Consider the following 26,726-nt stretch of genomic DNA (forward strand, 5'->3'; position numbering starts at 1 on the left):
CCTTATTTTTCTTTGCCGAACAGGCCGGCGGGGCGAATGAGGAGAACGATGACCATGATGACGAACACCACGGTGGAAGACGCCTCGGGGTAGAACACCTTGGTGAAGCCTTCGATGACCCCCAGGCCCAGCCCGGTGAGGATGGAGCCCATGATGGAGCCCATGCCGCCAATCACCACCACGGCAAACACCACGATGATGAGGTTCTGCCCCATGAGCGGCGTGACCTGGTACACGGGAGCAGCCAGCACCCCCGCGAAGGCGGCCAGGGCAGCACCAAAGGCGTAGGTCAGTGTCACCATCACCGGCACGTTGATGCCGAAGGCTTCCACTAGGCGCGGGTTTTCGGTACCGGCCCGCAGATAGGCGCCGAGTTTGGTTTTTTCGATCACGTACCAGGTGCCGATACACACCACCACCGAGGCCACGACCACCCACGCGCGGTAGTTGGGCATGATCATGAAGCCGAGGTTGGTCGCGCCTTCCAGCAGTTCGGGGGTGTCGTAGCCCAGGCCCGACACGCCATAGATGGAGCGGAACACGCCTTCGATCAGCAGGGTCAGGCCCAGCGTGAGCAGCAGGCCGTACAGATGGTCGAGCTTGTAGATCCAGCGCAGCAGCAGGCGCTCGATCAGCACACCGAACAGGCCCACCACCAGCGGTGCCAGCACCAGCATCAACCAGTAGTTGATGCCAAAGTAATTCATGGCCATCCAGGTCAGCAACGCCCCGGTCATGAACAGTGCGCCGTGCGCAAAGTTGATGACGTTGAGCAGGCCAAAGATCACAGCCAGCCCCAGGCTGAGGATTGCGTAGAACGATCCGTTGACCAGCCCCAGAAGGAGCTGGCTCAACAGGCCGGGCAGTGAGACACCAAAGATTTCCATGGGAGGCAGCAGCAGGTGGAGAGAGTTCAGGTCAGAGGACCACACCGGGCCCGGCGCCCCGCAGGGACAGCCAGGCCGGCGTGAGCCCTCTCAGGGGTTTACTTCCAGAGCGGGCACTTGCTCTCGGCCTTGGTGGTGAACACGGAGTCACCAGGCAGCTTCTTGATCAGCTTGTAGTAGTCCCAGGGCTTGGTGGACTCTGCAGGCTTTTTCACTTCCATCAGGTACATGTCGTGCACATAACGGCCGTCGGCGCGCAGCTGGCCCGAGCCGAAGAAGTCGTTCATCTTCATGCCGCGCCATGTGGTCATGACCTTGTCGGCGTCCACCGACTTGGCGGCTTCCACGGCCTTGAGGTAGTTCATGGTGGCCGAGTAGTCAGCCGCCTGGATTTCGGTCGGCATGCGCTTGGTCTTCTCGAAGAAGCGGGCCGAGAACTTGCGGGTCTCGTCGTTCAGGTCCCAGTACCAGCTGGTGGTGAACTGCAGGCCTTCGGTGTTGCGCAGGCCCAGACTGTGCACGTCGGAGATGAAGATCAGCAGGCCGGCGAGCTTCATGCTCTTGCCGATGCCGAACTCTTTGGCAGCCTTGATGGAGTTGATGGTGTCACCACCTGCATTGGCCAGGCCCAGGATTTGCGCCTTGGAGTTCTGTGCCTGCAGCAGGAAGGACGAGAAGTCGGAAGCGTTCAGCGGGTGGCGCACAGCACCCACCACGTTGCCGCCCTTGGCCTTGACCACGGCGGTGGTGTCGGCTTCGAGCGCATGGCCGAAGGCGTAGTCTGCCGTCAGGAAGTACCAGCTCTTGCCACCACCGTCCACAATGGCCGAGCCCGTGCCCTTGGCCAGTGCCACGGTGTCGTACGCATAGTGCACGGTGTAGGGCGAGCACTGCTCGTTGGTCAGGGCCGAGGTGGCAGCGCCGTTGTTGATGTAGACGCGCTTCTTCTCGGCTGCCACCTTGGCCGTGGCCAGTGCGGTACCGGAGTTGGTGCCGCCGAAGACCATCGTCACACCCTGGGTGTCGATCCATTCGCGCGCCTTGGAGGCTGCGATGTCGGCCTTGTTCTGGTGGTCCGCAGAGATCAGCTCGATCGGCTGGCCCAGCACCTTGCCTCCGAAATCGTCAATCGCCATCTGGATGGCGACCGCACCGTTCTTGCCTTCCACGTCGGCGTACAGGCTGGACATGTCGGTGATGAAGCCGATCTTGACCTTGTCCTGCGCGTGCACGGCCGACGTGGCCAGACCTGCGACGCCCAGCATCAGTGCCAGCACTTTGAGTTGTTTCTTCATGGATTTGTCTCCTGTGGGTGTGGTGGAAGAAAACGGTGGGGAAAGGATGTGGGCGTGGCTCAGACGCCCAGCAGTTCGTTGAGCACGGGCATCTTGGCCTCCAGCTCGGCGGCGCCGAACTTCTCCACGATGCGGCCGTGCTCCATCACGTAGAAGCGGTCGGCCAGGGGCGCGGCAAAGCGGAAGTTCTGCTCGACCATGACCACGGTGTAGCCCTTCTGGCGCAGCATGGTGATCATGCGGGCGAGGGCCTGCACGATGACGGGCGCTAGGCCTTCGGAGATTTCATCGAGCAGCAGCAGATTGGCGCCAGTGCGCAGGATGCGGGCCACGGCCAACATCTGCTGCTCGCCCCCCGAGAGGCGCGTGCCCTGGCTGTTCTTGCGCTCGGCCAGGTTGGGGAACATGGCGTAGATCTCTTGCACCGACATGCCCGGGGTCTTGGTCTTGAGCGCGGGGGGCAGCAGCAGGTTTTCTTCGCACGACAGGCTGGAGAAGATGCCCCGCTCTTCGGGGCAATAGCCCACGCCCAGGTGCGCAATGCGGTGCGTGGGCATGCTCACGGTTTCCACGCCGTTGATCTTGACCGAGCCCTTGCGTGCGCCGGTCAGGCCCATGATGGCGCGCATGGTGGTGGTGCGGCCTGCGCCGTTGCGGCCCAGCAGCGTGACCACCTCGCCCGGCTGGACGACGATGTCCACGCCATGCAGCACATGCGACTCGCCGTACCAGGCTTCGAGGTTCTTGATTTCGAGTGCAGGAACGCCAGCCATCAGTGCGCTCCCTGCAGTTGGCCGTCGGTCGTGCCCATGTAGGCTTCCATGACTTGGGGGTTGTTGGAAACTTCTGCGTAGGGCCCTTCGGCCAGCACGGCGCCGCGCTGCAGCACCGTGATGCGGTCGGCAATGGTGGAGACCACCTTCATGTTGTGCTCCACCATCAGGATGGTGCGGCCGGCAGAAACCTTCTTGATGAGCTGCGTGACGCGGTCCACGTCTTCGTGGCCCATGCCCTGGGTGGGCTCGTCCAGCAGCATCAGCTCGGGCTCCATGGACAGCGTGGTGGCGATCTCCAGCGCGCGCTTGCGGCCGTAGGGCAGGTTCACGGTCACTTCATCGGCCAGGTCTTCCAGCCCCACCTCGGTCAGCAGTTGCATGGCACGGTCGTCCAGCTGCCGCAGGGTGCGCTCGCTGCGCCAGAAGTGGAACGACGTGCCCAGCTTGCGCTGCAGGCCCAGGCGCACGTTCTCGATGAGTGTGAGGTGCGGGAACACCGCCGAAATCTGGAACGAACGGATCACGCCGCGGCGTGCGATCTGCGCGGGCTGCTCCCGCGTGATGTCGTGCCCGTTGAAGCGGATGACACCCGAAGTCGGCTCCAGAAACTTGGTGAGCAGGTTGAAGCACGTGGTCTTGCCTGCACCGTTGGGGCCGATCAGCGCGTGGATGGACCCGCGCCGAACGGCCAGGTTCACGTCACTGACGGCGGTGAAGCCCTTGAACTCTTTGGTCAGGCTGTTGGTTTCAAGAATGACGTCGCTCATTGCGCCTTGGCCGCTCCGTAAGGTGCTGAAATGAGGAGCCTTGCAACAAGGTCTCCGGGGAGGTTGGATCGCAACGCATCGTATGTCCCCCTACCCTGCGGTAGATACTGGGACTAATGCCTATGTATAAATGCCTACGTACCCGCCCTGAGGGCGCATGGCGCTTGGGAGTGGCGCGCTTGGGCAGCGCGCCAGTGCTCAATCTGGCGCTGTGGCAGGTTCAGAAGCTCGCAACTGGTGGTGGTGCAGCGCCGCGCCCCTCACTGACTTTTTGCTGACAGGCCTTGGTATTTACCGCGGTGGGCACCAACTACAGTCATAGAGGGGCTAGACCGCGCCCCTTCTGCAGCGCCCGGCTGCGCCGCCTACACTGCCACGATGCCCTCCCTCCCCTCCTCCACGCCCGCCCGTGGCGCCCCCCGCTCGCTCACGGGACTGCTGCCCTTTTTGCGCCCGTATCGTGCGCGCATTGCGCTGTCGCTGGTGTTCCTGGTGCTGGCGGCATTGGCCACCCTGGCGTTTCCCATGGCGTTGCGCAATCTCATCGATGGCGGCCTAGTTTCTGCGACGGGTGACCGGGGAGCGCAGGCCATGGCCCTTCGTGGGCATTTTGAAGAGCTGTTTGCCGTGGCTGTGGCGCTGGGTGGGTTTTCAGCCGCGCGCTTTTATATGGTGAGCTGGCTGGGGGAGCGCGTCACCGCCGACCTGCGCAACGCCGTCTACAGCCATGTGCTGCAGCAAAGCCCCCAGTTCTTTGAGACCACCCAGACCGGCGAGGTGCTGTCGCGGCTGACGTCAGACACCACGCTGGTGCAGACCGTGGTCGGCTCGTCGCTGTCGATGGGGCTGCGCAATGCCGTGCTGGGCCTGGGGGCCCTCGTCATGCTGGTGTGGACGAATCCCTATGTGATGTCGGTGGTCTTGCTGGCCGTGGTGCTGGTCGTGCTGCCCACCATGTGGATTGGGCGCAAGGTACGCCGGCTGTCACGCGACAGCCAGGACCGCGTGGCGGACTCCAGCGCCATCGCTGCCGAAGTGCTCAACGCCATCCCGGTGGTGCAGAGCTATACCGCCGAGCCCCGCGAGGCCACCCGGTTTGCGCGGGCCACCGAAGACGCATTTCGCACGGCGGTCAAGCGCACCAAGGCACGCGCCTTGCTCGTGGCTTTCATCATCATTGCGAACGCAGCGCTGCTTCTGTGGGGGCTGTACCGGGGCACAGAGGCTGTGCTGGCCGGACAGATGAGCGCGGGCCACCTGGGCCAGACCGTGGTGTATGTCATTCTGCTGGCCAGCGCCGTGGCCGTGCTGGGCGAGGTCTACGGGGACCTGCTGCGTGCGGCGGGCGCCACAGAGCGCCTGATGGAGCTGCTGTCCAGCCAGTCCCCCGTGGCGAACCCCGGAACACCCCAACGGCTGCCCACTTCGGATCAGGGGCTGGAGGTGCAATTTGACAACGTGCAGTTTCACTACCCGTCGCGCCCGGACCAGCCAGCGCTGCAAAACTTCTCACTGAACCTGGCGCCCGGCGAGACGGTGGCGCTGGTGGGTGCCAGCGGCGCCGGAAAAACCACGGTGTTTCAGTTGCTGCAGCGCTTTTACGACGTGGATGGAAACGGGCAAACCGGCAAGCCAGGCGCTACGGCGGGACGCATCTTGCTGAATGGCGTAGACATCCGGGACCTGACGCTGGACACGCTGCGCGCCCATACGGGCACCGTGCCCCAGGATGCCGTGATCTTCTCTGCGTCGGCCATGGATAACATCCGCTATGGCCGTCCGGATGCTTCGGACGAAGAGGTCATGGCAGCCACCAAAGCGGCCTTTGCGCATGACTTCATCATGGCCCTGCCCGAGGGCTATCACACGTTTCTGGGCGAGCGGGGGGTGCGCCTTTCGGGCGGCCAACGCCAGCGCATCGCCATCGCCCGCGCCATGCTCAAAAACCCGCCGTTGCTACTGCTGGACGAGGCCACCAGCGCGCTGGACGCAGAGAGCGAGCGCATGGTGCAGGCAGCGCTGGACACAGCCATGCAGCGCCACACGGGCAGAAGAACCACTCTGGTGATCGCCCATCGCCTGGCCACCGTGCAAAATGCAGACCGCATCGTGGTGCTGGACCACGGTCAGATCGTGGAGCAAGGCACCCACAGCGCGCTGATGGCGCAAGGTGGGGTGTATGCGCGCCTCGCGGCGCTGCAGTTCACCAGCTGATCGCGGCGCCTCTCGGCAGGGCATCCACACCCAGAATACCCGCACAGGGCTACTGCAAGGTTTCCTTGGCTGCCGCTGGCAGGGGCAACGGCATGACGGCAATGCCCTCGTCCAGGAGCTGCAATGCCTCTTGCGCGGTGGCCTGACCACGGATGGCACGCTCCTGGATCTCGCCGTGGTGCATGCGCCGGGCTTCGTCGGCAAAACGGGGGCCTACATCCTCCGTATTCGCAATGACTTTGCGGGCCAGCTGCAGCCAGGCTGCCTGTAGCGCGGGTGGGAGCGTCGATCCCTCGACCGGTGTATCGGAAGCAGCGTGTGAAACGGACGATGCACCGGAAGGAGTCACTGGGGCCGCAGTGGGCTCGCGGGCACCCAGATTCAGGCGCGGCGCGCTCAGACGCTTGTCAATGCGGATGTCCGCGCACAAAGGGCACTGCACCAGGCCGCGCTGCTTTTGGCTCTGAAAGTCATCTTCAGAACCAAACCAGCCTTCAAAGACATGGCCGTGCTGACATTGGAGATCCAGTACCTTCATAAGATGCATCGTACGCCGGTCCGCACCATCAAGAGATCGAGTAAACCGGGCACACCAAGGTGCAGGGTTACATACAAGAGTGCTGCGCGCGATCTGCGAAACCGGTACAGCAAAGGTCGCGGAAGCCCCGACGCTTCAACACGATCCAGCCAGGGCCATCACCCGTGGCGACGCAGCAGATACCGGTAGACGAAGCCGGGAAAGGCCAGCGTCAGAAACATGGTGCCGGTGATGGCGTAGAACTCCCATCCCTGGGGTGCAATCTGGCCTGCACGCCGCTCCAGCAGCAAGGCCAGACCGCCCACCAAAAAATACAACAGGATCAGTTCAGCCAACCGTCCGACCAAGGGCTTGCCGTGAGCCGCTGCAGGCCCCACCACCAACCACCGCTGGTTGATGAACGGCAGGTTGGCGGCGATCAACGCCGCCACAATCACGAGCCAGACCGATCCGGTGAGTGACACAGAAAAACTGATCGAGGAGAGAGGTTCGACGGATGAACAGTTGCCCGCGCAGTGCGGGCGCCTGCTCTCCCGATCAGGTCGCCAGTGCGCGCACCACGGCGTCTGCACACAGGGCCATCAAGCCACCTGGCAGCAAGCCCAGCACCAGCACCAGAGCGCCGTTGATGGTCAGCACCACGCGCACATCCACCGGGGCAGACACATTGGTCGCTGTGAGCGGTGCATCGAAATACATCACCTTCACTACACGCAGGTAGTAGAAGGCACCGATCAGCGACATGATCACGGCGAACACGGCCATCGCCATGTAAATTGTCTGACCCGAGGCCACCAGGGCCTGCAGAACCGCCAACTTCGCGTAGAAGCCCACCAAGGGAGGAATACCCGCCATGGAGAAAAGGCAGACTGCCATCACACCAGCGTACAGGGGACTCCGCTGGTTGAGGCCTGCGAAATCGGAGATTTCTTCGCTCTCGAAACCTTCGCGGGCCAGCAGCAGAATCACGCCAAACGCTGCGAGCGTGGTCAGCACATACGTGATGACGTAGAACATCGAGGCACTGTAGGCGTTCTCCACCGCTGTGGCGTCCACATTGCCGTTGATGACCCCAGACATCAGGCCCAGCAGCACAAAGCCCATCTGGGAGATGGTGGAGTACGCCAGCATGCGCTTGAGGTTGGTCTGCGCAATGGCTGCCAGGTTCCCCACCAGCAACGAACCAATCGCCAGCACAGCCAGCATCTGCTGCCAGTCGATGGCCAGGGGCAGCAGGCCATCCACCAGCAAACGGATGGTGATGGCAAAGGCAGCCAGCTTGGGCGCGCCGCCAATCATCAGCGTCACGGCCGTGGGCGCGCCCTGGTACACATCGGGAATCCACATGTGGAAGGGCACCACGCCCAGCTTGAACGCCAGACCGGCCACCACAAACACCAGACCGAACACCAGCACCTGGTGCTTGATCTGACCGGAGTTGACTGCCTTGAACACCTGGCCGATGTCCAGCGAGCCCGTGGCACCGTACACCATGGATAAGCCATAGAGCAGGAAGCCACTGGCCATGGCGCCCAGCACAAAATACTTCATGGCTGCTTCCGTGGCCGTGGCGTTGTCACGGCGCAATGCCACCAAGGCATAGCTCGACAGTGTCAGCAGCTCAAGGCCCAGGTAGATCACCAGGAAGTTGTTGCCCGAGATCATGATGAACATGCCGAGCAAGGCGAACATGGACAGCGTGAACAGTTCACCCCCACGCAGCATGTCGCGGTCCGCAGCGTAAGGGCGGCCGTACACCAGGGTGACCATCATGGCCACGGTGGCAAAGCACTTGAGCCAGTTGCCCATGGCGTCGCTCACCACCATGTTGCCAAAACCATAGAAGGTGTTACCGCTGCTGGCGTACATGCCCTGCAGGGCAGCCACCACGGCCAGCGTGAGCATGGTCAGCACGTAGGTGCTGGTGCGGCGAGGGCTGTGGACACCCAGATCGACCAGCGCAATCACGCAGGCCATGGTCAACAGCACAATTTCGGGGTAAATCGCTAGCCAGCTGATGTTGTCAATCATCTCGAATCTCTCAGTTCAGTCTGGTCTGTTCAGTTCAGCTTGGTCTGCGCGACATGCTTGAGCAGTTCTGCCACCGAGGTGTCCATCACATCGGTGAACGGACGGGGGTAGAGGCCCATGGCCAGCACCGCGATGCCCAGAACAGCCAGCACCAGGAACTCGCGGCTGTCGATGTCCGTCAAGCCCTTGACGTTGTCATTGCCCACGGGGCCCAGGTACACACGCTTAAACATCCACAGGGTGTAGGCAGCACCGAAAATCAGTGCCGTGGCAGCGGCCAGACCGATCCAGAAATTGGCCTTGACAGCACCCAGGATCACCATCCATTCGCCCACAAAACCGGCCGTGCCCGGCAGGCCGCAGTTGGCCATGGCAAACAGTAAAGCAAACGCCGTGAAATTGGGCATGGTGTTGACCACGCCACCATAGGCGGCAATCTCACGCGAGTGAACGCGGTCATAAAGCACGCCGATGGACAGGAACATGGCGCCGGACACAAAACCGTGCGCAATCATCTGAACGATACCGCCAGAGACACCCAGGTCATTGAAGATGAAAAAGCCCAGGGTCACAAAGCCCATGTGCGCCACCGACGAGTAGGCCACCAGCTTCTTCATGTCCTTCTGGACCATGGCCACCAGACCCACGTAGATCACGGCGATCAGCGACAAGGCAATCATCAGCCATGCCCACTGGCGTGCAGCGTCAGGAGCGATCGGCAGAGAAAACCGCAGGAAACCGTAGGCACCCAGCTTCAGCATGATGGCGGCCAGCACTGCGGAGCCACCGGTAGGCGCCTCCACGTGCACGTCGGGCAGCCAGGTGTGAACTGGCCACATGGGCACCTTCACAGCGAAGGCGGCAAAGAAGGCAAAGAACAGCAGGGTCTGCGCACGGCCGCTCAATGGCAACTGGTGCCAGGTGGCAATGTCAAAGCTGCCACCCGACTGGTTGTACAGGTAGATCAGCGCGATCAGCATCAGCAGCGAGCCGAGCAGCGTGTACAGGAAGAACTTGAACGCCGCGTAGATCTTGTTGGGGCCGCCCCAGATACCGATGATCAGGTACATCGGGATCAGCGTCGCTTCGAAGAACACGTAGAACAGGATGCCGTCGAGTGCACTGAAGACACCGATCATGAGCCCCGAGAGGATCAGGAAAGCACCCATGTACTGGTTCACGCGCTCGGTGATGGACTCCCAGGAAGCAATCACCACGATGACGGTGATGAATGCTGTCAGCGGCACGAACCAGAAGGAGATGCCGTCCACCCCGAGGTGGTAGTGGATGTTGAAGCGCTCGATCCAGTCGGCCTTCTCCACGAACTGCATGGCTGCCGTACCCAGCTTGAAGCCATCGTACAGAGGCAGCGTGACCAGGAACCCAATCAAGGCTCCCACCAGCGCCAACCACCGCACTGCCCGCGCATGTTCGTCGCGCCCGATGGCGAGCAACAGCGCACCAAACGCAATCGGTGTCCAGATTGCAAGACTCAACAGACCCATTTTTATTCTTCTCCTACTTGTTGAGCCAGACGAAATACGTCATGAGCACAAAAACACCCAGGATCATGACCAGCGCATAGTGGTAGATGAAGCCCGACTGCACCCAACGCACGGCACCGGCCACCCAGCGCACCAACTTCCAAGAGCCATTGACCAAGGCGCCATCGATCACCGCCTGATCTCCGCCCTTCCAGAGACCCACGCCCAGTGCACGGGCACCACGGGCCAGGATGTTCTCGTTGATCCAGTCCATGCCGTATTTGTTTTCCAGCAGCTGGTAGACCTTGATCGACTCGAAGAAGCGCTTGAGTGCCGCAGGCACTGCGGGGTTGACCATGTACATGTAATACGAGGTGGCCACACCCGCCAAAGCAAGCCAGAACGGAGCCGTCTTCAAACCGTGCAGAGCCATCTCCCATGCGCTGTGGAAATGTTCAGCGATATGTGCCATGGACGGGTGCTTGGCCGCATCCACAAAAATGACATCCTTGAAGAAGTCACCGAACAGCATCGGCTGGATGAACAGGAAGCCCACCACCACCGACGGGATCGCCAGCAGCACCAAGGGGACTGTCACTACCCAAGGCGACTCGTGTGGCTTGGCATCATGACCGTGGTGGTCATCATGGCCATGGTGATCGTCGTGGTGGGCATCCGGGTTCTGGTCGTAACGCTCCTTGCCATGGAAGACCAGGAAGTACATCCGGAACGAGTAGAACGCCGTAATGAACACCCCTGCCAGCACAGCGAAGTGTGCGAAGCCCGCACCTGGCAAATGGCTGAAGTGCACCGCCTCAATGATGCTGTCCTTAGAGTAGAAACCCGAGAACAACGGGGTGCCGATCAGGGCCAGCGAGCCCAGCAGCGAGGTGATCCAAGTGATGGGCATGTACTTGCGTACGCCGCCCATCCAGCGAATGTCCTGGTTGTGGTGCATGCCCATGATGACCGAGCCAGCCCCGAGGAACAACAACGCCTTGAAGAACGCGTGGGTCATCAGGTGGAACACCGCCACCGAGTAGGCCGAAGCGCCCAAGGCCACCGTCATGTAACCCAGTTGGGACAGCGTGGAGTACGCCACCACACGCTTGATGTCGTTCTGGATGATGCCGAGGAAACCCATGAACAATGCGGTGATGGCACCGATCACCAGGATGAAGTTCAACGCTGTGTCTGACAGCTCGAACAGCGGCGACATGCGCGACACCATGAAGATACCGGCGGTCACCATGGTGGCCGCGTGAATCAGTGCCGAAATGGGGGTCGGGCCCTCCATCGAATCGGGCAGCCAGACGTGCAGCGGAAACTGGGCCGACTTGCCCATCGCACCGATGAACAGGCAGATGCAGATCACCGTGACAAGCATCCAGCTGGTGCCGGGGAAAGACAGTGCGCCCAGATCACCGGCCTTGGCGAAGATTTCGCCATAGTTCAACGTGCCGGTGTAGGCAGCAATCAGGCCAATGCCCAGAATGAAGCCGAAGTCACCCACGCGGTTGACCAGAAACGCCTTCATGTTGGCGAAGATGGCTGTAGGCTTGTTGAACCAGAAGCCAATCAGCAGGTAGGACACCAAGCCCACGGCCTCCCAGCCGAAGAACAACTGCAGCAGGTTGTTGCTCATGACCAGCATGAGCATGGAGAACGTGAACAGAGAGATGTAGGCAAAGAAGCGGTTGTAGCCCTCGTCCTCTTCCATGTAGCCGATGGTGTAGATGTGAACCATCAACGACACGAAGGTCACGACCACCATCATCATCGCGGTGAGGCTGTCGATCAGGAAGCCCACTTCCATCTTCAGGCCGCCCACCACCATCCAGGTGTACAGGGTTTCATTGAAGCGGGCACCGTCGAGCGCAACGCTCTTGAGCGTCATGGCCGACAGGATGAACGCAACCAGTACGCCGAGGATGGTCAGGGTGTGACTCAGACGACGACCGATCCAGTTACCACCGAAGGTCGTACCGAAGATGCCGGCCAGCACGGCGCCCGCCAGCGGTGCCAAAGGCACAGCCAGGAGCGTTGAAGCAGAGAGGGTTTGACTCATTCTTGAGAACCTTGGGAATACTCGTGACCCGTCAACCCTTGAGGGTGTTGAGGTCTTCCGCGTTGATACTGGATTTGTTGCGGAACAGCAGCACCAGGATGGCCAGGCCGATCGCCGATTCGGCGGCTGCCACCGTCAGGATAAAGAACACAAACACCTGGCCGTGCATGTCTCCCAGGTAGTGGGAGAACGCCACGAAGTTCATGTTCACGGCCAGCAGCATGAGCTCGATCGCCATCAGCAGCACGATCAGGTTCTTGCGGTTCAGGAAGATGCCGATCACAGCGAGCGCAAACAGCATGGCGCCCAGCGACAAAAAGTGGCCCAGAGTCAATGTCATGCTTTTTTCTCCTCGACAGCAGCTTGAGCAGGCTCTTCCGCCGCAGGCCTTTGAGTAGCGGCCACCTTGACCACAGCCAGACGATCGGCTGCACGCACACGAATCTGCGTGGAAGGATTGATGGCCTTGCTGTCCTTGCGCTGACGCAGGGTCAAAGCGATGGCCGCAACCATGGCCACCAGCAAAATGACAGCAGCGATCTCAACGGGGTACAGATACTGGGTGTACAGCAGCTTGCCCAGCGCCTTGGTATTGGAGTAAGGGACCACATGGCCAGCGGCATCGACCACCGCAGCTACGGCCTTGGGCTCTTCCATGCCACGGAATCCACCCATCAGCACCGCCGCCATTTCCAGCGCGATGACCGCACCGATGAGAGCCGCCAGTGGAAAGTGTTTCCAGAACCCCTTGCGCACGGTATCGATGTGAATGTCCAGCATCATCACCACGAACAAGAAGAGCACCATGACCGCTCCCAGGTACACCAGCACGAGTGCAATCGCCAGGAACTCGGCCTTGAGCAACAGCCAGACAGCCGCCGCCTGCGAAAACGCAAGGATGAGATACAGCACCGCGTGCACGGGGTTGCGCGCAGTGATCACCCGGAAGGCCGCGAACAGCAGCACCACCGAGAAGAGATAGAAGAAACCAGTCTTGGCGTCCATGAATCGGGTCTTTATAGAAAGTCTGGCAAAGAGGCTGAACCCCGCACCGCTCAGCGGTACTTGGCGTCTGCAGCCTTGGCTGCCGCAATTTCACCTTCGTACCGGTCGCCCACGGCCAAGAGCATGTCCTTCGTGAAATACAGGTCACCACGCTTTTCGCCGTGGTACTCAAAGATGTGTGTTTCGACGATCGAATCGACCGGGCAGCTCTCTTCGCAGAAGCCGCAGAAAATGCACTTCGTCAGATCGATGTCATAGCGCGTGGTGCGGCGCGAACCATCAGCACGCACATCCGATTCGATGGTGATGGCCATCGCTGGGCATACGGCTTCGCACAGCTTGCAAGCGATGCAACGCTCTTCGCCATTGTCATAACGGCGCAGCGCATGCAGTCCACGAAAACGTGGCGACAAAGGCGTCTTCTCTTCAGGGAACTGCACGGTCACCTTGCGGCGAAATGCATAGCGGCCAGTCAGGGCCATCCCCTTGAGCAACTCCACGAGCATGAAGCTCTTGAAGAAATCCTTGAACGAAAAAGGTGCAGCAGCAGCAACAGCAGTCATTTGTGTCCCCGCTTATTTCCAGATATTCCAAGGCGAGAGCAACCACCCGCCAACAATCAACAAGTACACCAGCGTGACCGGAATGAAAATCTTCCAGCCCAGACGCATGATCTGGTCATACCGGAACCGTGGGAAGGTAGCCCGGATCCAGATGAACATGGACACCACGAGGAAGGTCTTGAGACCCAGCCAGATCCAGCCTGGCACCCAGTTGAACAGAGCGCTGTCAATCGGAGGCAACCAGCCACCCAGGAACATCAACGCCGCCAGAATGGACACGAGCCACATGCTGGCGTATTCGGCCAGGAAGAAGATCGCGAAACCCATACCCGAGTACTCGACCATGTGGCCAGCCACGATCTCTGCCTCGCCTTCCACCACGTCGAAGGGGTGGCGATTGGTTTCTGCCACGCCAGAGATCAGGTACACGAGGAAGATCGGCAGCAAGGGCAGCCAATTCCAGGACAGGAAAGTCAGGCCCTTGTCTGCAGCCATGCCTCTGCCCTGCCCCAGCACGATTTCCGTCAGGTTCATGCTGCCCGAGACCATGATCACGACCAGGAAACAGAAGCCCATTGCGATTTCGTAGCTCACCATCTGGGCCGAGGCCCGCAGTGCACCCAAGAAGGCGTACTTGGAGTTGGAGGCCCAGCCGGCAATGATCACGCCATAGACTTCGATGGACGTGATAGCCATCACCAACAGCAGGCCGGCATTCACATTAGCCAGGGCCACATCGGGACCGAAGGGAATCGCTACCCAGGCAGCCAAGGCCGGCATGATGGCCATGACAGGCCCCAGGACAAACAGGCCCTTACTGGCCGCCGTGGGCTGGATGATTTCCTTGGTCAGCAGCTTCAGCGCATCCGCAATGGGCTGCAGCAACCCCATGGGTCCCACGCGGTTGGGGCCATGGCGCACCTGCATGAAGCCCAGCAGCTTACGCTCCCACAACGTGAGGTAAGCCACGGCACCCATGAGCGGCGCCAGGATGCAGACGATCTTGATCAGGATCCAGAGCACTGGCCAGACAATGCCGGTCCACCACCCAAAGGAGAGCAGGTTCAGGCCCGCGTTGTAGATCGCGTCGATCATGCGGCCACTCCTTCACGTGCCATGCGTGCGTCGGCAGTGAGCTGCAGCGACGTGGAACGGCGCACCAGGCCGTCCAGTTGATAGATGGAAGCCACGACCGGCTCACCAGCTGTAGCCGTCGCAGCGGGCACCGCCTTCACAGCATTCGACAGCTGTTCAGCGGGGACTTGCATGACGGTACCTGCAGGGGCATTCGTGGCACGGGCCAGCACGTCCTGGGAGGTTTCGAAGTCGAAACCTGGAACGCCCAGCAGATTGGCCAGCACGCGCAGAACCTTCCATGCCGGACGGGTATCGCCCAGCGGGCGAACCACGGCATGGAAACTCTGTATGCGCCCTTCAGCGTTGACAAAGCTGCCCGAGGTCTCGGTGAACGGAGCAATTGGCAACAAAACGTCACTGAACTCCATGTTGGCCTTGAAGGGGCTCAACGTGACCACCATTTCTGCACCAGCGAGGGCAGTTGCAGCCTGAGCACCCGCCGCAGAATCATGGACGGGCTCAGTGTTCAGCAACACCGCAGCCTTCAAACCACCGGAGAGCATTTGAGCCGCATTCAGACCACCGTTGACAGGGTGAGCGCCCGCAAACTGCGCGCCCACGGTATTGGCGGCTTCTGTCAGGTAACCCACTGTCGCGCCGGTGTTCTCGGCAATCCAGTTGGCCCATGCCAACAATTGGGTGGCTTGCGCATGGTGCACCGCCGCATTGCCCAGCAGCACAGCCTTGCGCTCGCCACCCAGCAGCGAGCGGGCGATGGCCTGGGCAGCCTCGTTGGCTGCACTGGCACCTTGCGGAGCAGCAATACTTTTTTCCTGGGCGATGGCGGAAGCAATGCCTCCGAGCATCTCTACCCATTGGCCAGCCCCCTGCTCCACAAATGTCTGCACTGGCATGGCCCAGTCATGGGTGACCGAAGCGATGGCATTGACTTGGCAGCCATGGCGGGCCGCCTGGCGGATGCGCTGCGCAAACAGCGGATGGTCCTTGCGCAGGTTGGAGCCCACCACCAGCACGCGCTGCAGTGTGGACAACGAAGCGATGGACGTACCGAGCCAGCGAATACCTTCAGGCGCAGCGAACTCGGCGTTGCGCAGGCGATAGTCGATGTTGTCGCTGCCAAGGCCACGCACCAGGGCGCTGGCCAGGTACAGCTCTTCCACCGTGCTGTGAGGGCTCACCAGCGCACCAATGCTGGCGGCGCCGTGATCGTTCTTGATGTTCTTGAGACCGTTGGCCACGTATTCCAACGCAGTCTGCCAGTCCACTTCCTTCCATACACCGCCCTGCTTGAGCATGGGCTGGGTCAGGCGGTCATCACCGTTGAGCGCTTCGTAGGAGAAACGATCACGGTCGGCAATCCAGCATTCGTTGACGGCCTCGTTTTCAAACGGGACCACGCGCATGACCTTGTGGTTCTTGACTTGGACAATCAGGTTGGCACCAGTGGAGTCATGTGGACTCACCGAGCGGCGGCGCGACAGCTCCCAGGTGCGGGCGCTGTAGCGGAAGGGCTTGCTGGTCAATGCACCCACGGGACAGATGTCAATCATGTTGCCCGACAACTCGGAGTCCACCGTGTCGCCGATGACCGTGGTGATTTCAGAATGTTCGCCACGATGGATCATGCCGAGCTCCATCACGCCCGCCACTTCCTGGCCGAAGCGCACGCAGCGGGTGCAGTGGATACAGCGGCTCATCTCTTCCATGGAGATCAGCGGCCCGACGTCCTTGTGGAACACCACACGCTTTTCTTCCTCGTAACGCGAGGAAGAACCACCGTAGCCCACCGCCAAATCCTGCAGCTGGCACTCGCCACCCTGGTCGCAGATAGGGCAGTCCAGGGGGTGGTTGATGAGCAAAAACTCCATGACCGACTGCTGGGCCTTGATGGCCTTGTCGCTCTTGGTGCGCACGATCATGCCCTGCGTGACCGGTGTGGCGCAGGCAGGCATGGGCTTGGGCGCTTTTTCCACGTCCACCAGGCACATACGGCAATTGGCGGCGATCGAAAGCTTCTTGTGGTAGCAGAAATGCGGAATGTAAGTGCCCGCCTTTTCAGCCGCATGCATCACCATGCAGCCTTCGGCGACTTCCACCTTCTGACCGTCCAGTTCAATTTCAACCATATGTTCTCTCGCGATCAGACGGAAGTCGCGGCTTGTGGAGCCTTGTTCCGGATCAGTGCCTCAAACTCGGGACGGAAGTGTTTGATCATGGCGCGCACAGGCATGGCTGCGGCATCACCCAGCGCACAGATGGTGCGGCCCTGGATGTTGTCTGCCACGGAATTGAGCAGATCCAGGTCGCCCTCGCGGCCCTGGCCATGCTGGATGCGATCGATCACGCGCCACATCCAGCCAGTGCCTTCACGGCAAGGCGTGCATTGGCCGCAGGATTCGTGCGAATAGAAATACGACAGACGCAGCAGGCTCTCGACCATGCTCCGGGAGTCGTCCATGACGATCACGGCACCCGAGCCCAGCATGGAGCCAGCCTTGGCGATGGAGTCATAGTCCATCGTGCATTCCATGATGACAGATGCCGGCAGGACAGGGGCTGACGAACCGCCAGGAATCACCGCCTTGAGCTGACGACCTTTGCGCACACCACCGGCCAGTTCCAGCAGCTTGGCAAACGGCGTACCCAGGGGCACCTCATAGTTGCCGGGCTTTTCGACGTCGCCAGACACCGAGAAAATCTTGGTGCCGCCGTTGTTGGGCTTGCCGCACTCCAGGTAAGCCGCCCCGCCATTGCGGATGATCCATGGCACGGCCGCAAAGGTTTCCGTGTTGTTGATCGTGGTGGGCTTGCCATACAGGCCAAAGCTGGCGGGAAACGGTGGCTTGAAACGGGGTTGCCCTTTTTTGCCTTCCAGCGATTCGAGCAATGCAGTTTCTTCACCGCAAATGTAGGCACCGAAACCATGGGCCGCATGCAGCTGAAAACTGAAACTGCTGCCCAGGATGTTGTCACCCAGGTAACCCGCTGCCCTTGCTTCTTCCAGCGCGGCTTCAAACCGTTCGTAGGTTTGGAAGATCTCGCCGTGGATGTAGTTGTAGCCGACAGAGATGCCCATCGCATAGGCAGCGATGATCATGCCTTCGATGACGATGTGCGGGTTGAACTGCAGGATGTCACGGTCCTTGCAGGTACCAGGCTCGCCCTCGTCGGAATTGCACACCAGATATTTCTGGCCGGGGAACGAGCGGGGCATGAAGCTCCACTTCAGGCCCGTAGGGAAGCCCGCGCCGCCGCGGCCACGCAGACCGGATTCCTTGACAGTGGCAATGACCTGATCTTGCGTCAGGCCCTCGTTACCGTCCTTGCCCAGGATGCGACGCAGCGCCTGATAGCCGCCACGCGCTTCGTAGTCCTTGATGCTCCAGTTGCTGCCATTCAGGCCCGCATAGATCTGGGGGTTGATGTGGCGGTCGTGGAAACAGGTCTGAACACCTGTGGCCTGGAACTGGGAGAGTATTTGGGCTGCCGTGGTCATCACTGGCCCTCCGCGGCGCGCAGGCCGTCAACGAGCTGATCGAGCTTGTCGTTGTCCATGAAGCTGCACATCGTGCGATCGTTCACCAGCATCACAGGAGCATCGGCGCAAGCACCCAGGCATTCGCACTGCTGCAGGGTGAACAGGCCATCAGGCGTGGTCTCACCCATCGACACACCCAGCTTCTTTTCCAGGTGATGCAGCGCCTTCTGCCCGTCGCGCAACTGGCAAGGCAGATTGGTGCACACGTTGAGCTTGTACTTGCCCACCGGTTGCTGGTTGTACATGTTGTAGAAGGTCGTGACTTCGTGCACGGCGATTTGTGCCATGCCCAGATAGTCAGCGATCACCGCCTCGCTCTCGGCGCTGACGTAGCCTTGCTCCTGCTGAACGATGGACAAGCACGCCATCACCGCAGACTGCTTCTGGTCTGCGGGGTACTTGGCCACTTCGCGCGCAAACCGCGCCTTGGTCGCTTCGGTAATCATCGGTCAATCTCTCCGAACACGATATCCATGGTGCCAATGATGGCGACGGCATCCGCGATCATGTGGCCACGCGACATTTCGTCGAGCGTGGCCAGATGCGCAAAACCCGGTGCCCGGATCTTGAGGCGGTAAGGCTTGTTGGCACCATCGCTCACCAGGTAGATACCGAACTCGCCCTTGGGGTGCTCCACAGCCGCGTAAGCCTCGCCTTCGGGGACGTGGAAGCCTTCCGTGAAGAGCTTGAAATGGTGGATCAGCTCTTCCATGTTCGATTTCATGGATTCACGCGCAGGCGCGGCAACCTTGTGGTTGTCGGTGATCACCGGGCCGGGATTGGCCTTGAGCCAGTCCACGCATTGCTTGATGATGCGATTGGACTCGCGCATTTCCTGCACACGCACCAGATAGCGGTCGTAGCAGTCGCCGGTCTTGCCCACTGGCACGTCGAAGTCGACGCGGTCGTATGCATCGTACGGCTGGGTCTTGCGCAGGTCCCAGGCAATGCCGGAGCCGCGAAGCATGGGGCCAGTCATGCCCAGATTCAACGCCCGCTCAGGCGGCACCACGCCGATGCCTACGGTGCGCTGCTTCCAGATGCGGTTGTCGGTGAGCAGCGTTTCGTACTCGTCCACGCAGCCGGGGAACCGCTGCGTGAAATCGTCGATGAAGTCCAGCAAAGAACCCTGGCGATTTTGGTTCAAAGCCTCCAGTGCCTTGGCGTTCTTGATCTTGCTGACCTTGTACTGCGGCATGCTGTCGGGCAGATCGCGGTATACGCCGCCGGGGCGGAAATACGCTGCATGCATGCGCGCACCAGAAACCGCTTCGTACATGTCGAACAGGTCTTCACGCTCGCGGAAAGTGTAGATCAGGATCGTGGAGCTGCCACAGTCGTTACCGTGCGAACCGAGCCACATCAGGTGGTTCAGCAGGCGCGTGATTTCGGAGAACATCACGCGGATGTACTGCGCGCGCACCGGCACTTCCAGGCCCAGCAATTTTTCAATTGCCAGACAGTAGGCGTGCTCGTTGCACATCATCGACACGTAGTCCAGCCGGTCCATGTAAGGCAGCGACTGGATGTAGGTCTTGTGCTCGGCCAGCTTTTCGGTGGCACGGTGCAGCAGACCGATGTGCGGATCAGCGCGTTGCACGACCTCGCCATCCAGCTCCAGCACCAGGCGCAACACACCGTGCGCCGCAGGGTGCTGCGGACCAAAGTTCAGGGAATAGTTCTTGATTTCAGCCATGATGAATCACATGAGACGCGGGGCGGCTCAGTGCAGGCCTCCGTACTTGTCTTCGCGGATGATGCGCGGCGTGATTTCGCGCGGCTCGATGGACACGGGTTCGTACACCACGCGGCGCTGGTCGGCGTCGTAGCGCATTTCGACATGACCCGACAACGGGAAATCCTTGCGGAAGGGGTGCCCGATAAAGCCGTAGTCCGTGAGAATGCGGCGCAGGTCGTTATGGCCGTCGAAAACGATGCCAAACAGGTCAAACGCTTCGCGTTCGTACCAATTGGCGGAGTTCCACAACTCAGCCACCGAGGGAACGACCGGGAAGTCATCGTCCTGGCAGAACACCTTCACGCGCACGCGCTGGTTGAGGCTGACCGACAACAGGTGCGACACCACACAGTAGCGGGCGCCTTCATGAACAGCATCCCCGTACGCGGAATAGTCCACACCACACAAATCGATCAGCTGCTCAAAACGGCAACCTTCGGAGTCGCGCAGCAGGCGCATGGCGTCCAGATAGTCTGCAGCGGCGACCACCACGGTCACCTCATCCAGGGCCACCGAAATCTGGCGCACTTTGGCACCCAGAGCCGCAGCGATATTGTCCTTGAGCTTCTCAGGCCGAATGGCAACAGCTGTCATCATCAACCCTTCAGACGCGAGCAATGGTGTTGGTGCGGCGGATCTTCTGCTGCAACTGAATGATCCCGTAAATCAGGGCTTCTGCGGTCGGAGGGCAGCCGGGCACGTAGACATCCACGGGCACGATGCGGTCACAACCACGCACCACCGAGTAGCTGTAGTGGTAGTAGCCACCACCATTGGCACACGAACCCATCGACAGAACCCAACGGGGCTCGGACATCTGGTCGTAGACCTTGCGCAAAGCCGGAGCCATCTTGTTGCACAGCGTGCCTGCCACGATCATCAGATCGGACTGACGGGGGCTGGCACGGAACACTTCCGCACCAAAACGGCCGATGTCATACCGGGCCGCTGCCGCGTGCATCATCTCGACAGCACAGCAGGCCAGACCAAACGTCATCGGCCACAGGGAACCGGTCTTGGCCCAGTTCACCACGGAGTCGTAACTCGTGGTGATGAAGCCTTCCTTCATCACGCCTTCAATCATTGCATTGTCCTTGTTGAAGTCCGCTCATTCCCAATCCAGGGCACCCTTTTTCCACTCGTAGGCAAAGCCCACGACCAGGATGGCCAGGAAAATGACGACCGCCACGAAACCGGCAACACCCACCTCGTGCAGCGTGACCGCCCAAGGGAAAAGGAATGCGATTTCCAGGTCGAACAGAATGAAGAGAATGGCCACGAGGTAGTAGCGCACATCGAATTTCATGCGCGCATCCTCGAAGGCTTCAAAGCCACATTCGTAGGGGGAGTTCTTTGCGGCATCTGGGCGGTTGGGGCCCAGTATGTAGCCGAGTACAAGGGGGACAACGCCTACGGCGATGCCGACCAAGATGAACAAAAGGACGGGGAGGTACTGATCGAGGTTCATCTTGAGGATGTGCTCACCGCTGTGGCCTTGCCCGTCAGGACCCAAGCCGGGTCATGCAGGCAGGCCTTTGTTTTGGTGCCGTCGGCGAGACTCGAACTCGCACAGCTTTCGCCACTACCCCCTCAAGATAGCGTGTCTACCAATTTCACCACGACGGCTGATTTTTGCATCTGGATGGCATGAGGAACCTTGCGGCTTTTGGCTTTCCAGACAATCCAGAATTCTACTCCGGAAAAACCCTGCTTCGGCCCTGAGGGCCGAAATTCAGTTCAATTATTTGGTCGGGATCTGCGCCGCGCCAGAGGCGGGAGTCGTTGGTGCCGCAGGTGCCTCAGAGGCCGACGCGCTGGCGGGCACGGCAGCCGCAGGCGTTTCCAGAACGCTGCCCGAGCTGGCAGGACGCGCATTGCCAAAATAGGCCAATGCCAGTGTCGAGACAAAGAAAACGGCCGCCAGCACGGCCGTCGTGCGGGACAGGAAGTTGGCGCTGCCGCTGGCGCCGAAGAGGCTGCCCGAGCTGCCGCTACCGAAGGCGGCCCCCATGTCAGCCCCCTTGCCATGCTGGATCAGGATCAGGCCAATCATGGCCAAGGCCGCCAACATCTGCACCGCCAGAATCACATTCACGATCACGTTCATTCTCTGTTCACTCCTGATTGAATTGTTTGCCTCGCAACCGCCTCAACGGGCCGCCGCAATGATTTGTAGAAAGTCGGGCGCCTTCAACGAGGCACCGCCGACCAGGCCGCCGTCGATATCGGGCTGGGCCAGTAGTTGGGCCGCGTTGGCCGCGTTCATGCTGCCGCCGTAAAGCAAGCGGATGCGGTCCGCATGCTCGCTCGCAGCCGCCAACTGGGTGCGCAGCACCGCATGCACGGCTTGTGCCTGCTCTGGCGACGCAGTGCGCCCCGTACCGATGGCCCAAACAGGCTCGTAAGCCACCACGATCTCGCTGATGCAATGGCCGTTCAGATGGATCACTGCGGCGAGTTGGCGCTTGACCACCGCTTCAGTCATGCCCGCCTCACGCTCTTGCAGAGTTTCGCCCACGCAGACGACCGGTGTCACACCAGCCGCCAGTGCGCGCTGGGCTTTCTCCGCCACGATGGCATCGGTTTCGCCATGGTGCTGGCGGCGCTCGGAGTGCCCCACCAGCGCATAGCGCACACCAAAATCCTTCAGCATGGCCACGGATACTTCACCGGTGTAGGCGCCCGACTCGTGCGCAGACACATCCTGCGCCGCCACCGCAATGGCAGTGCCGGCCGTCAATGCCTGCACCTGCGCCAGATAGGGCGCAGGCACTGCAACAGCGACATCACAAGCCACCTCTGCGGTGCCCGCAATCAAAGCCTTCAACAAAGCCTCGTTGGCGGCCAGACCGCCGTTCATCTTCCAGTTGCCGGCGATGAGTTTTTTCTTGTTGTTCATGATTACCACGTCAAAACAATCTTGCCGATGTGCTGGTTGGACTCCATCAGCGCATGGGCTTGTGCGGCGTCTGCTGCGGCAAACGTGCTATGAATGACCGGACGGACCTTGCCCGCTGCCAGCAAGGGCCAGACATGCTCGCGCAGCGAGCGTGCAATTGCACCCTTGAACGCCACGGGACGCGGACGCAATGTAGACCCCGTGATGGTGAGACGCTTGCGCAGCACCAGTCCCGCATTGAAGCCGCTCTGCACGCCCCCTTGCACGGCGATGATGACGATCCGGCCATCCTCGGCCAGGCATTCGACTTCGCGGGCAACATAGTCACCCGCCACCATATCGAGCACCACGTCAACACCACGCGCTTCGGTGATTCGCTTCGCCTCGGCCACAAAGTCCTGGGACTTGTAGTTGATAGCGTGGTGTGCACCCAGTGAAAGGCAAGCCGCACACTTGTCATCGCTGCCCGCCGTGGCGATCACGGTGGCACCGAACGCACGGGCGAGCTGAATGGCGGTCACGCCAATGCCGCTCGTGCCGCCCTGCACCAGCAAGGTTTCCCCCGCCTGCAAACGCGCACGGTCAAAGACATTGCTCCACACCGTGAAGAACGTCTCCGGAAGCGAGGAGGCCTCCACGTCACTGAAACCCTCAGGCACCGGCAGGCACTGCACCACCGGTGCGACGCACCACTGGGCATAACCGCCACCTGCCACCAAGGCGCAAACGCGGTCACCCACACGAATGCCCGCCTCTGCCATCGCCGAAGCATCGCCCGACTCAACCACCCCCGCGACCTCCAGCCCCGGAAGGTCCGAGGTGCCTGGGGGCGGCGCATAGTGACCCAGTCGCTGCAACACGTCGGGGCGGTTGATGCCGCTGGCCGCCACGCGGATCAGCAACTCGCCCGCACCCGCCACGGGCACAGGACGCTCACCCAGACGCAGCACCTCAGGCCCACCAAAGGATGTGATCTCGACAGCTTGCATAACGGGGTTTACCGGATATGGATTGGAATGATTTGGGCCGCTAGCGCATGAATTACATGCGCTGGCAGCTACCAAATCAATAGCATATCAACAATTTAACCGTTCACCTGGGCAGACGCACCATCTGCTGGCAGGGACTGCTGCTGTTGCTGCTCAGCGGGATGGCGTCCACCGTCACGGCCGTGGTCGCGGCGGGGTTCGCGGTCGCCACGCTCTGCGGGCGCAGGACGGTCGCTGCCGCCCGCGGGACGGTCGGCCAGCACCTTCATGGACAGCTTGATGCGGCCCTTCTCGTCGGTTTCCATGACCTTGACCTTCACGATCTGGCCTTCGGTCAGGTAGTCGGACACCTTCTCGACGCGTTCGTGGGCGATCTGGCTGATATGCAGCAGACCGTCCTTGCCGGGCAGCAGGTTGATCAGTGCGCCGAAGTCCAGGATCTTGGTCACAGGGCCTTCGTAGATCTTGCCGATCTCGACCTCGGCCGTGATCTGCTCGATGCGACGCTTGGCTTCGTCAGCCTTGGCAGCGTCAGTGGCGGCGATGGTGATGGTGCCGTCTTCCTCGATGTTGATCTGGCAGCCGGTTTCTTCGGTCAACGCACGGATCACAGCACCGCCCTTACCGATCACGTCACGGATCTTCTCGGGGTTGATCTTCATGGTGTACAGCTTGGGCGCGAAGTTCGACACTTCGGTCTTGGCTTCACCCATGGCTTCTTGCATCTTGCCCAGGATGTGCATGCGCGCTTCCTTGGCCTGGGCCAGTGCCACCTGCATGATTTCCTTGGTGATGCCCTGGATCTTGATGTCCATCTGCAGGGCCGTGATACCGCCCGTGGTACCCGCCACCTTGAAGTCCATGTCGCCCAGGTGATCTTCGTCACCCAGGATGTCGGTCAGCACGGCGAAACGGTTGGCGTCCTTGATCAGACCCATGGCGATACCCGCCACGTGCGCCTTCATGGGCACGCCGGCGTCCATCAGCGACAGGCAGCCGCCGCAGACCGAAGCCATCGACGAGGAACCGTTGGACTCGGTGATTTCCGACACCACACGCATGGTGTAGGGGAACTCTTCTTTGGTCGGCAGCACAGCCACCAGAGCACGCTTGGCCAGACGGCCGTGGCCGATTTCGCGGCGCTTGGTCGAGCCCATGCGGCCCACTTCGCCGGTGGCGAAGGGAGGCATGTTGTAGTGCATCATGAAGCGGTCTTCGTACTCGCCAGCCAGTGCATCAATGCGCTGTGCATCACGCTCGGTACCCAGCGTGGTCACGACCAGCGCCTGGGTTTCGCCACGCGTGAACAGGGCCGAGCCGTGGGCGCGGGGCAGCACGCTGTTGCGGATTTCGATAGGGCGCACGGTGCGCGTATCGCGGCCGTCGATGCGGGGTTCACCAGCCAGGATCTGGCTGCGCACGATGCCTGCTTCGATGTCGAACAGCATGCCTTCGACCTTGACCGAGTCGAACTCCACGCCGTCGGCCTTGAGGCCAGCCATCACAGCCGCATAGGCTTCACGGCAGGCCTGGGTACGGGCTTGCTTGTTGCGGATCTGGTAAGCAGCGCGCAGCTTGTCGTCGGCCAGTGCGACCACCTTGGCGATCAGGGCTTCGTCCTTGGCAGGCGCTTCCCATTGCCACACGGGCTTGCCCGCGTCGCGCACCAGTTCGTGGATGGCGTTGATGGCCACGTTGCCTTGCTCGTGACCGAACACCACAGCGCCCAGCATGATTTCTTCGGACAGCTGCTGGGCTTCGGACTCCACCATCAGCACAGCGGCTTCGGTGCCCGCCACCACCAAGTCCATCTGCGAGTTCTTGCGCGCAGTCTGGCCGGGGTTCAGCACGTATTCGCCGTTGACGTAACCCACGCGGGCGGCACCGATGGGGCCGTTGAACGGAATGCCAGAGATGGCCAGGGCTGCGCTGGTAGCGATCAGGGCTGCGATGTCAGCGTCCACTTCGGGGTTCAACGAGATCGTGTGGACCACCACATGCACTTCATTGAAGAAACCTTCGGGGAACAGCGGGCGGATCGGACGGTCGATCAGGCGGCTGGTCAGGGTTTCGTGTTCGCTGGGCTTGGCTTCGCGCTTGAAGAAGCTGCCGGGGATCTTGCCAGCGGCATACGTCTTCTCGATGTAGTCCACCGTCAGCGGGAAAAAATCCTGACCGGGCTTGGCGGACTTGGAAGCCACCACGGTGGCCAGCACCACGGTGTCGTCAATGTTCACCAGCACGGCGCCGGAGGCCTGGCGGGCGATCTCGCCCGTTTCCATGATGACGGTCTTGTCGCCCCATTGGAAGGTCTTGGTGACTTTGTTAAAAATGCTCATGTTCAGCTCCTGTTTTAATAGCTGGTAGTTCCCTACCAGATTGGCTTGGAGAGCAATTCAGAACACGATGCCATTCCAGGGAAGTGCTGCACAATGCAGCGGCAACAACTTCATTGGAATGACACAGCTTCGCTCTGTTTTGCGGCTCCGAAGTAAAAAACGCCTGAGCTAGCGGACTAACCCAGGCGTTTTGGCATGCAATGAAAATTACTTGCGCAGACCCAACTTGGCGATCAGCGCGGTGTAACGGTCAGCGTCCTTGGCCTTCAGGTAATCCAGCAGCTTGCGACGACGGCTCACCATGCGCAGCAGGCCACGGCGACCATGGTGGTCCTTGGCGTGTGTCTTGAAGTGAGGGGTCAGTTCGTTGATGCGAGCGGTCAGCAGAGCCACTTGCACTTCTGGGCTACCAGTGTCGTTGGCAGCACGGGCGTTCGCCTTGACGACTTCGGCCTTGACGGAGGATGCAATCATGTTTTTTCCTTGAATGTGGCTTG

General features: G+C 60.9%; 26 protein-coding genes and 1 tRNA gene. 1 reads left to right on the forward strand and 26 read right to left on the reverse strand.

Annotated features, from left to right (window positions below; genetic code table 11):
* Positions 1 to 2: 2 nt before the first annotated feature.
* The 4 genes from DNK89_RS05725 to DNK89_RS05740 form a co-directional block, all read right to left on the reverse strand.
* Entirely contained in the window at positions 3 to 887 is an 885-nt protein-coding gene (locus DNK89_RS05725) for a branched-chain amino acid ABC transporter permease (protein ID WP_015013288.1), read from the reverse strand.
* Positions 888 to 985: 98 nt separating this feature from the next.
* Complete coding sequence (locus tag DNK89_RS05730) at positions 986 to 2,182, reverse strand: ABC transporter substrate-binding protein (protein WP_110959319.1); 1,197 nt, start codon at positions 2,180 to 2,182, stop codon at positions 986 to 988.
* A gap of 59 nt (positions 2,183 to 2,241) precedes the next feature.
* Positions 2,242 to 2,955, reverse strand: coding sequence for an ABC transporter ATP-binding protein (locus tag DNK89_RS05735; protein WP_110959320.1), 714 nt, complete (start codon positions 2,953 to 2,955; stop codon positions 2,242 to 2,244).
* Entirely contained in the window at positions 2,955 to 3,725 is a 771-nt protein-coding gene (locus DNK89_RS05740; protein WP_015013285.1) for an ABC transporter ATP-binding protein, read from the reverse strand. The genes DNK89_RS05735 and DNK89_RS05740 overlap by 1 nt, the downstream gene beginning before the upstream one ends.
* A gap of 378 nt (positions 3,726 to 4,103) precedes the next feature.
* Here DNK89_RS05740 and DNK89_RS05745 point away from each other — a divergent pair, with 378 nt between their 5' ends.
* Positions 4,104 to 5,939 (forward strand): ABC transporter transmembrane domain-containing protein, encoded by a 1,836-nt coding sequence (locus DNK89_RS05745; RefSeq protein ID WP_110959321.1) that lies wholly within the window; start codon positions 4,104 to 4,106, stop codon positions 5,937 to 5,939.
* Positions 5,940 to 5,988: 49 nt separating this feature from the next.
* Here DNK89_RS05745 and DNK89_RS05750 read toward each other — a convergent pair whose 3' ends face one another.
* From DNK89_RS05750 to rpsO, 22 genes are all read right to left on the reverse strand, one after another.
* A complete protein-coding gene (locus DNK89_RS05750) occupies positions 5,989 to 6,477 on the reverse strand; it encodes a DUF1178 family protein (protein WP_015013283.1) in 489 nt (162 codons plus the stop codon).
* A gap of 158 nt (positions 6,478 to 6,635) precedes the next feature.
* A complete protein-coding gene (locus tag DNK89_RS05755) occupies positions 6,636 to 6,941 on the reverse strand; it encodes a DUF2818 family protein (RefSeq protein ID WP_015013282.1) in 306 nt (101 codons plus the stop codon).
* 73 nt (positions 6,942 to 7,014) lie between these two features.
* Entirely contained in the window at positions 7,015 to 8,508 is a 1,494-nt protein-coding gene (gene nuoN / locus DNK89_RS05760; protein ID WP_015013281.1) for an NADH-quinone oxidoreductase subunit NuoN, read from the reverse strand.
* 29 nt (positions 8,509 to 8,537) lie between these two features.
* Positions 8,538 to 10,013 (reverse strand): NADH-quinone oxidoreductase subunit M, encoded by a 1,476-nt coding sequence (locus DNK89_RS05765; RefSeq protein ID WP_015013280.1) that lies wholly within the window; start codon positions 10,011 to 10,013, stop codon positions 8,538 to 8,540.
* Positions 10,014 to 10,026: 13 nt separating this feature from the next.
* Complete coding sequence (nuoL, locus tag DNK89_RS05770) at positions 10,027 to 12,060, reverse strand: NADH-quinone oxidoreductase subunit L (RefSeq protein WP_015013279.1); 2,034 nt, start codon at positions 12,058 to 12,060, stop codon at positions 10,027 to 10,029.
* Positions 12,061 to 12,091: 31 nt separating this feature from the next.
* Positions 12,092 to 12,400, reverse strand: coding sequence for an NADH-quinone oxidoreductase subunit NuoK (gene nuoK, locus DNK89_RS05775; protein WP_005793248.1), 309 nt, complete (start codon positions 12,398 to 12,400; stop codon positions 12,092 to 12,094).
* Positions 12,397 to 13,065 carry an NADH-quinone oxidoreductase subunit J gene (locus tag DNK89_RS05780; protein ID WP_110959322.1) on the reverse strand — a complete coding sequence of 223 codons (669 nt, stop codon included), beginning with the start codon at positions 13,063 to 13,065 and terminating at the stop codon, positions 12,397 to 12,399. The genes nuoK and DNK89_RS05780 overlap by 4 nt, the downstream gene beginning before the upstream one ends.
* Positions 13,066 to 13,115: 50 nt before the next feature.
* Positions 13,116 to 13,628 (reverse strand): NADH-quinone oxidoreductase subunit NuoI, encoded by a 513-nt coding sequence (gene nuoI / locus DNK89_RS05785; RefSeq protein WP_010463942.1) that lies wholly within the window; start codon positions 13,626 to 13,628, stop codon positions 13,116 to 13,118.
* 12 nt (positions 13,629 to 13,640) lie between these two features.
* Entirely contained in the window at positions 13,641 to 14,723 is a 1,083-nt protein-coding gene (nuoH, locus tag DNK89_RS05790; RefSeq protein WP_015013277.1) for an NADH-quinone oxidoreductase subunit NuoH, read from the reverse strand.
* Complete coding sequence (gene nuoG, locus DNK89_RS05795) at positions 14,720 to 16,852, reverse strand: NADH-quinone oxidoreductase subunit NuoG (RefSeq protein WP_110959323.1); 2,133 nt, start codon at positions 16,850 to 16,852, stop codon at positions 14,720 to 14,722. Before nuoG ends, nuoH begins: the two co-directional genes overlap by 4 nt.
* A gap of 14 nt (positions 16,853 to 16,866) precedes the next feature.
* Positions 16,867 to 18,222, reverse strand: a complete 1,356-nt coding sequence (gene nuoF, locus DNK89_RS05800) for an NADH-quinone oxidoreductase subunit NuoF (protein ID WP_110959324.1) — start codon at positions 18,220 to 18,222, stop codon at positions 16,867 to 16,869.
* A complete protein-coding gene (gene nuoE / locus DNK89_RS05805) occupies positions 18,222 to 18,710 on the reverse strand; it encodes an NADH-quinone oxidoreductase subunit NuoE (RefSeq protein WP_056061558.1) in 489 nt (162 codons plus the stop codon). The genes nuoF and nuoE overlap by 1 nt, the downstream gene beginning before the upstream one ends.
* Entirely contained in the window at positions 18,707 to 19,960 is a 1,254-nt protein-coding gene (locus tag DNK89_RS05810) for an NADH-quinone oxidoreductase subunit D (protein WP_110959325.1), read from the reverse strand. Before DNK89_RS05810 ends, nuoE begins: the two co-directional genes overlap by 4 nt.
* 27 nt (positions 19,961 to 19,987) lie before the next feature.
* On the reverse strand, positions 19,988 to 20,596 hold the full coding sequence (locus DNK89_RS05815) for an NADH-quinone oxidoreductase subunit C (protein ID WP_060987079.1): 609 nt from the start codon (positions 20,594 to 20,596) through the stop codon (positions 19,988 to 19,990).
* 10 nt (positions 20,597 to 20,606) lie between these two features.
* A complete protein-coding gene (locus DNK89_RS05820) occupies positions 20,607 to 21,086 on the reverse strand; it encodes an NADH-quinone oxidoreductase subunit B family protein (RefSeq protein ID WP_007849129.1) in 480 nt (159 codons plus the stop codon).
* Between the two features lie 24 nt (positions 21,087 to 21,110).
* On the reverse strand, positions 21,111 to 21,470 hold the full coding sequence (locus DNK89_RS05825; RefSeq protein WP_056061547.1) for an NADH-quinone oxidoreductase subunit A: 360 nt from the start codon (positions 21,468 to 21,470) through the stop codon (positions 21,111 to 21,113).
* Positions 21,471 to 21,543: 73 nt separating this feature from the next.
* A tRNA-Leu gene (locus DNK89_RS05830) sits at positions 21,544 to 21,628 on the reverse strand.
* Positions 21,629 to 21,743: 115 nt separating this feature from the next.
* The gene (gene secG / locus DNK89_RS05835) at positions 21,744 to 22,109 is read right to left on the reverse strand and encodes a preprotein translocase subunit SecG (RefSeq protein ID WP_110959326.1); all 366 of its coding nucleotides are present in this window, start codon (positions 22,107 to 22,109) and stop codon (positions 21,744 to 21,746) included.
* Between the two features lie 42 nt (positions 22,110 to 22,151).
* A complete protein-coding gene (gene tpiA, locus DNK89_RS05840; RefSeq protein WP_110959327.1) occupies positions 22,152 to 22,901 on the reverse strand; it encodes a triose-phosphate isomerase in 750 nt (249 codons plus the stop codon).
* Between the two features lie 2 nt (positions 22,902 to 22,903).
* A complete protein-coding gene (locus tag DNK89_RS05845; protein WP_110959328.1) occupies positions 22,904 to 23,890 on the reverse strand; it encodes an NAD(P)H-quinone oxidoreductase in 987 nt (328 codons plus the stop codon).
* 95 nt (positions 23,891 to 23,985) lie between these two features.
* Positions 23,986 to 26,229: a polyribonucleotide nucleotidyltransferase gene (gene pnp / locus DNK89_RS05850; protein WP_110959329.1), complete on the reverse strand. Its 2,244-nt coding sequence runs from the start codon at positions 26,227 to 26,229 to the stop codon at positions 23,986 to 23,988.
* A gap of 207 nt (positions 26,230 to 26,436) precedes the next feature.
* On the reverse strand, positions 26,437 to 26,703 hold the full coding sequence (rpsO, locus tag DNK89_RS05855; RefSeq protein ID WP_110959330.1) for a 30S ribosomal protein S15: 267 nt from the start codon (positions 26,701 to 26,703) through the stop codon (positions 26,437 to 26,439).
* Positions 26,704 to 26,726: the final 23 nt, after the last annotated feature.

The sequence above is a fragment of the Acidovorax sp. ST3 genome (assembly GCF_003231145.1).
Lineage (GTDB): Bacteria > Pseudomonadota > Gammaproteobacteria > Burkholderiales > Burkholderiaceae_C > Acidovorax.

What these genes read in the sequence shown, in the direction of transcription:
- DNK89_RS05725 (WP_015013288.1), bottom strand. Translation starts at nt 887, where the DNA reads ATGGAAATCTTTGGTGTCTCACTGCCCGGCCTGTTGAGCCAGCTCCTT.
- DNK89_RS05730 (WP_110959319.1), bottom strand. Translation starts at nt 2,182, where the DNA reads ATGAAGAAACAACTCAAAGTGCTGGCACTGATGCTGGGCGTCGCAGGT.
- DNK89_RS05735 (WP_110959320.1), bottom strand. Translation starts at nt 2,955, where the DNA reads ATGGCTGGCGTTCCTGCACTCGAAATCAAGAACCTCGAAGCCTGGTAC.
- DNK89_RS05740 (WP_015013285.1), bottom strand. Translation starts at nt 3,725, where the DNA reads ATGAGCGACGTCATTCTTGAAACCAACAGCCTGACCAAAGAGTTCAAG.
- DNK89_RS05745 (WP_110959321.1), top strand. Translation starts at nt 4,104, where the DNA reads ATGCCCTCCCTCCCCTCCTCCACGCCCGCCCGTGGCGCCCCCCGCTCG.
- DNK89_RS05750 (WP_015013283.1), bottom strand. Translation starts at nt 6,477, where the DNA reads ATGAAGGTACTGGATCTCCAATGTCAGCACGGCCATGTCTTTGAAGGC.
- nuoN (WP_015013281.1), bottom strand. Translation starts at nt 8,508, where the DNA reads ATGATTGACAACATCAGCTGGCTAGCGATTTACCCCGAAATTGTGCTG.
- DNK89_RS05765 (WP_015013280.1), bottom strand. Translation starts at nt 10,013, where the DNA reads ATGGGTCTGTTGAGTCTTGCAATCTGGACACCGATTGCGTTTGGTGCG.
- nuoL (WP_015013279.1), bottom strand. Translation starts at nt 12,060, where the DNA reads ATGAGTCAAACCCTCTCTGCTTCAACGCTCCTGGCTGTGCCTTTGGCA.
- nuoK (WP_005793248.1), bottom strand. Translation starts at nt 12,400, where the DNA reads ATGACATTGACTCTGGGCCACTTTTTGTCGCTGGGCGCCATGCTGTTT.
- DNK89_RS05780 (WP_110959322.1), bottom strand. Translation starts at nt 13,065, where the DNA reads ATGGACGCCAAGACTGGTTTCTTCTATCTCTTCTCGGTGGTGCTGCTG.
- nuoI (WP_010463942.1), bottom strand. Translation starts at nt 13,628, where the DNA reads ATGACTGCTGTTGCTGCTGCTGCACCTTTTTCGTTCAAGGATTTCTTC.
- nuoH (WP_015013277.1), bottom strand. Translation starts at nt 14,723, where the DNA reads ATGATCGACGCGATCTACAACGCGGGCCTGAACCTGCTCTCCTTTGGG.
- nuoG (WP_110959323.1), bottom strand. Translation starts at nt 16,852, where the DNA reads ATGGTTGAAATTGAACTGGACGGTCAGAAGGTGGAAGTCGCCGAAGGC.
- nuoF (WP_110959324.1), bottom strand. Translation starts at nt 18,222, where the DNA reads ATGACCACGGCAGCCCAAATACTCTCCCAGTTCCAGGCCACAGGTGTT.
- nuoE (WP_056061558.1), bottom strand. Translation starts at nt 18,710, where the DNA reads ATGATTACCGAAGCGACCAAGGCGCGGTTTGCGCGCGAAGTGGCCAAG.
- DNK89_RS05810 (WP_110959325.1), bottom strand. Translation starts at nt 19,960, where the DNA reads ATGGCTGAAATCAAGAACTATTCCCTGAACTTTGGTCCGCAGCACCCT.
- DNK89_RS05815 (WP_060987079.1), bottom strand. Translation starts at nt 20,596, where the DNA reads ATGACAGCTGTTGCCATTCGGCCTGAGAAGCTCAAGGACAATATCGCT.
- DNK89_RS05820 (WP_007849129.1), bottom strand. Translation starts at nt 21,086, where the DNA reads ATGATTGAAGGCGTGATGAAGGAAGGCTTCATCACCACGAGTTACGAC.
- DNK89_RS05825 (WP_056061547.1), bottom strand. Translation starts at nt 21,470, where the DNA reads ATGAACCTCGATCAGTACCTCCCCGTCCTTTTGTTCATCTTGGTCGGC.
- secG (WP_110959326.1), bottom strand. Translation starts at nt 22,109, where the DNA reads ATGAACGTGATCGTGAATGTGATTCTGGCGGTGCAGATGTTGGCGGCC.
- tpiA (WP_110959327.1), bottom strand. Translation starts at nt 22,901, where the DNA reads ATGAACAACAAGAAAAAACTCATCGCCGGCAACTGGAAGATGAACGGC.
- DNK89_RS05845 (WP_110959328.1), bottom strand. Translation starts at nt 23,890, where the DNA reads ATGCAAGCTGTCGAGATCACATCCTTTGGTGGGCCTGAGGTGCTGCGT.
- pnp (WP_110959329.1), bottom strand. Translation starts at nt 26,229, where the DNA reads ATGAGCATTTTTAACAAAGTCACCAAGACCTTCCAATGGGGCGACAAG.
- rpsO (WP_110959330.1), bottom strand. Translation starts at nt 26,703, where the DNA reads ATGATTGCATCCTCCGTCAAGGCCGAAGTCGTCAAGGCGAACGCCCGT.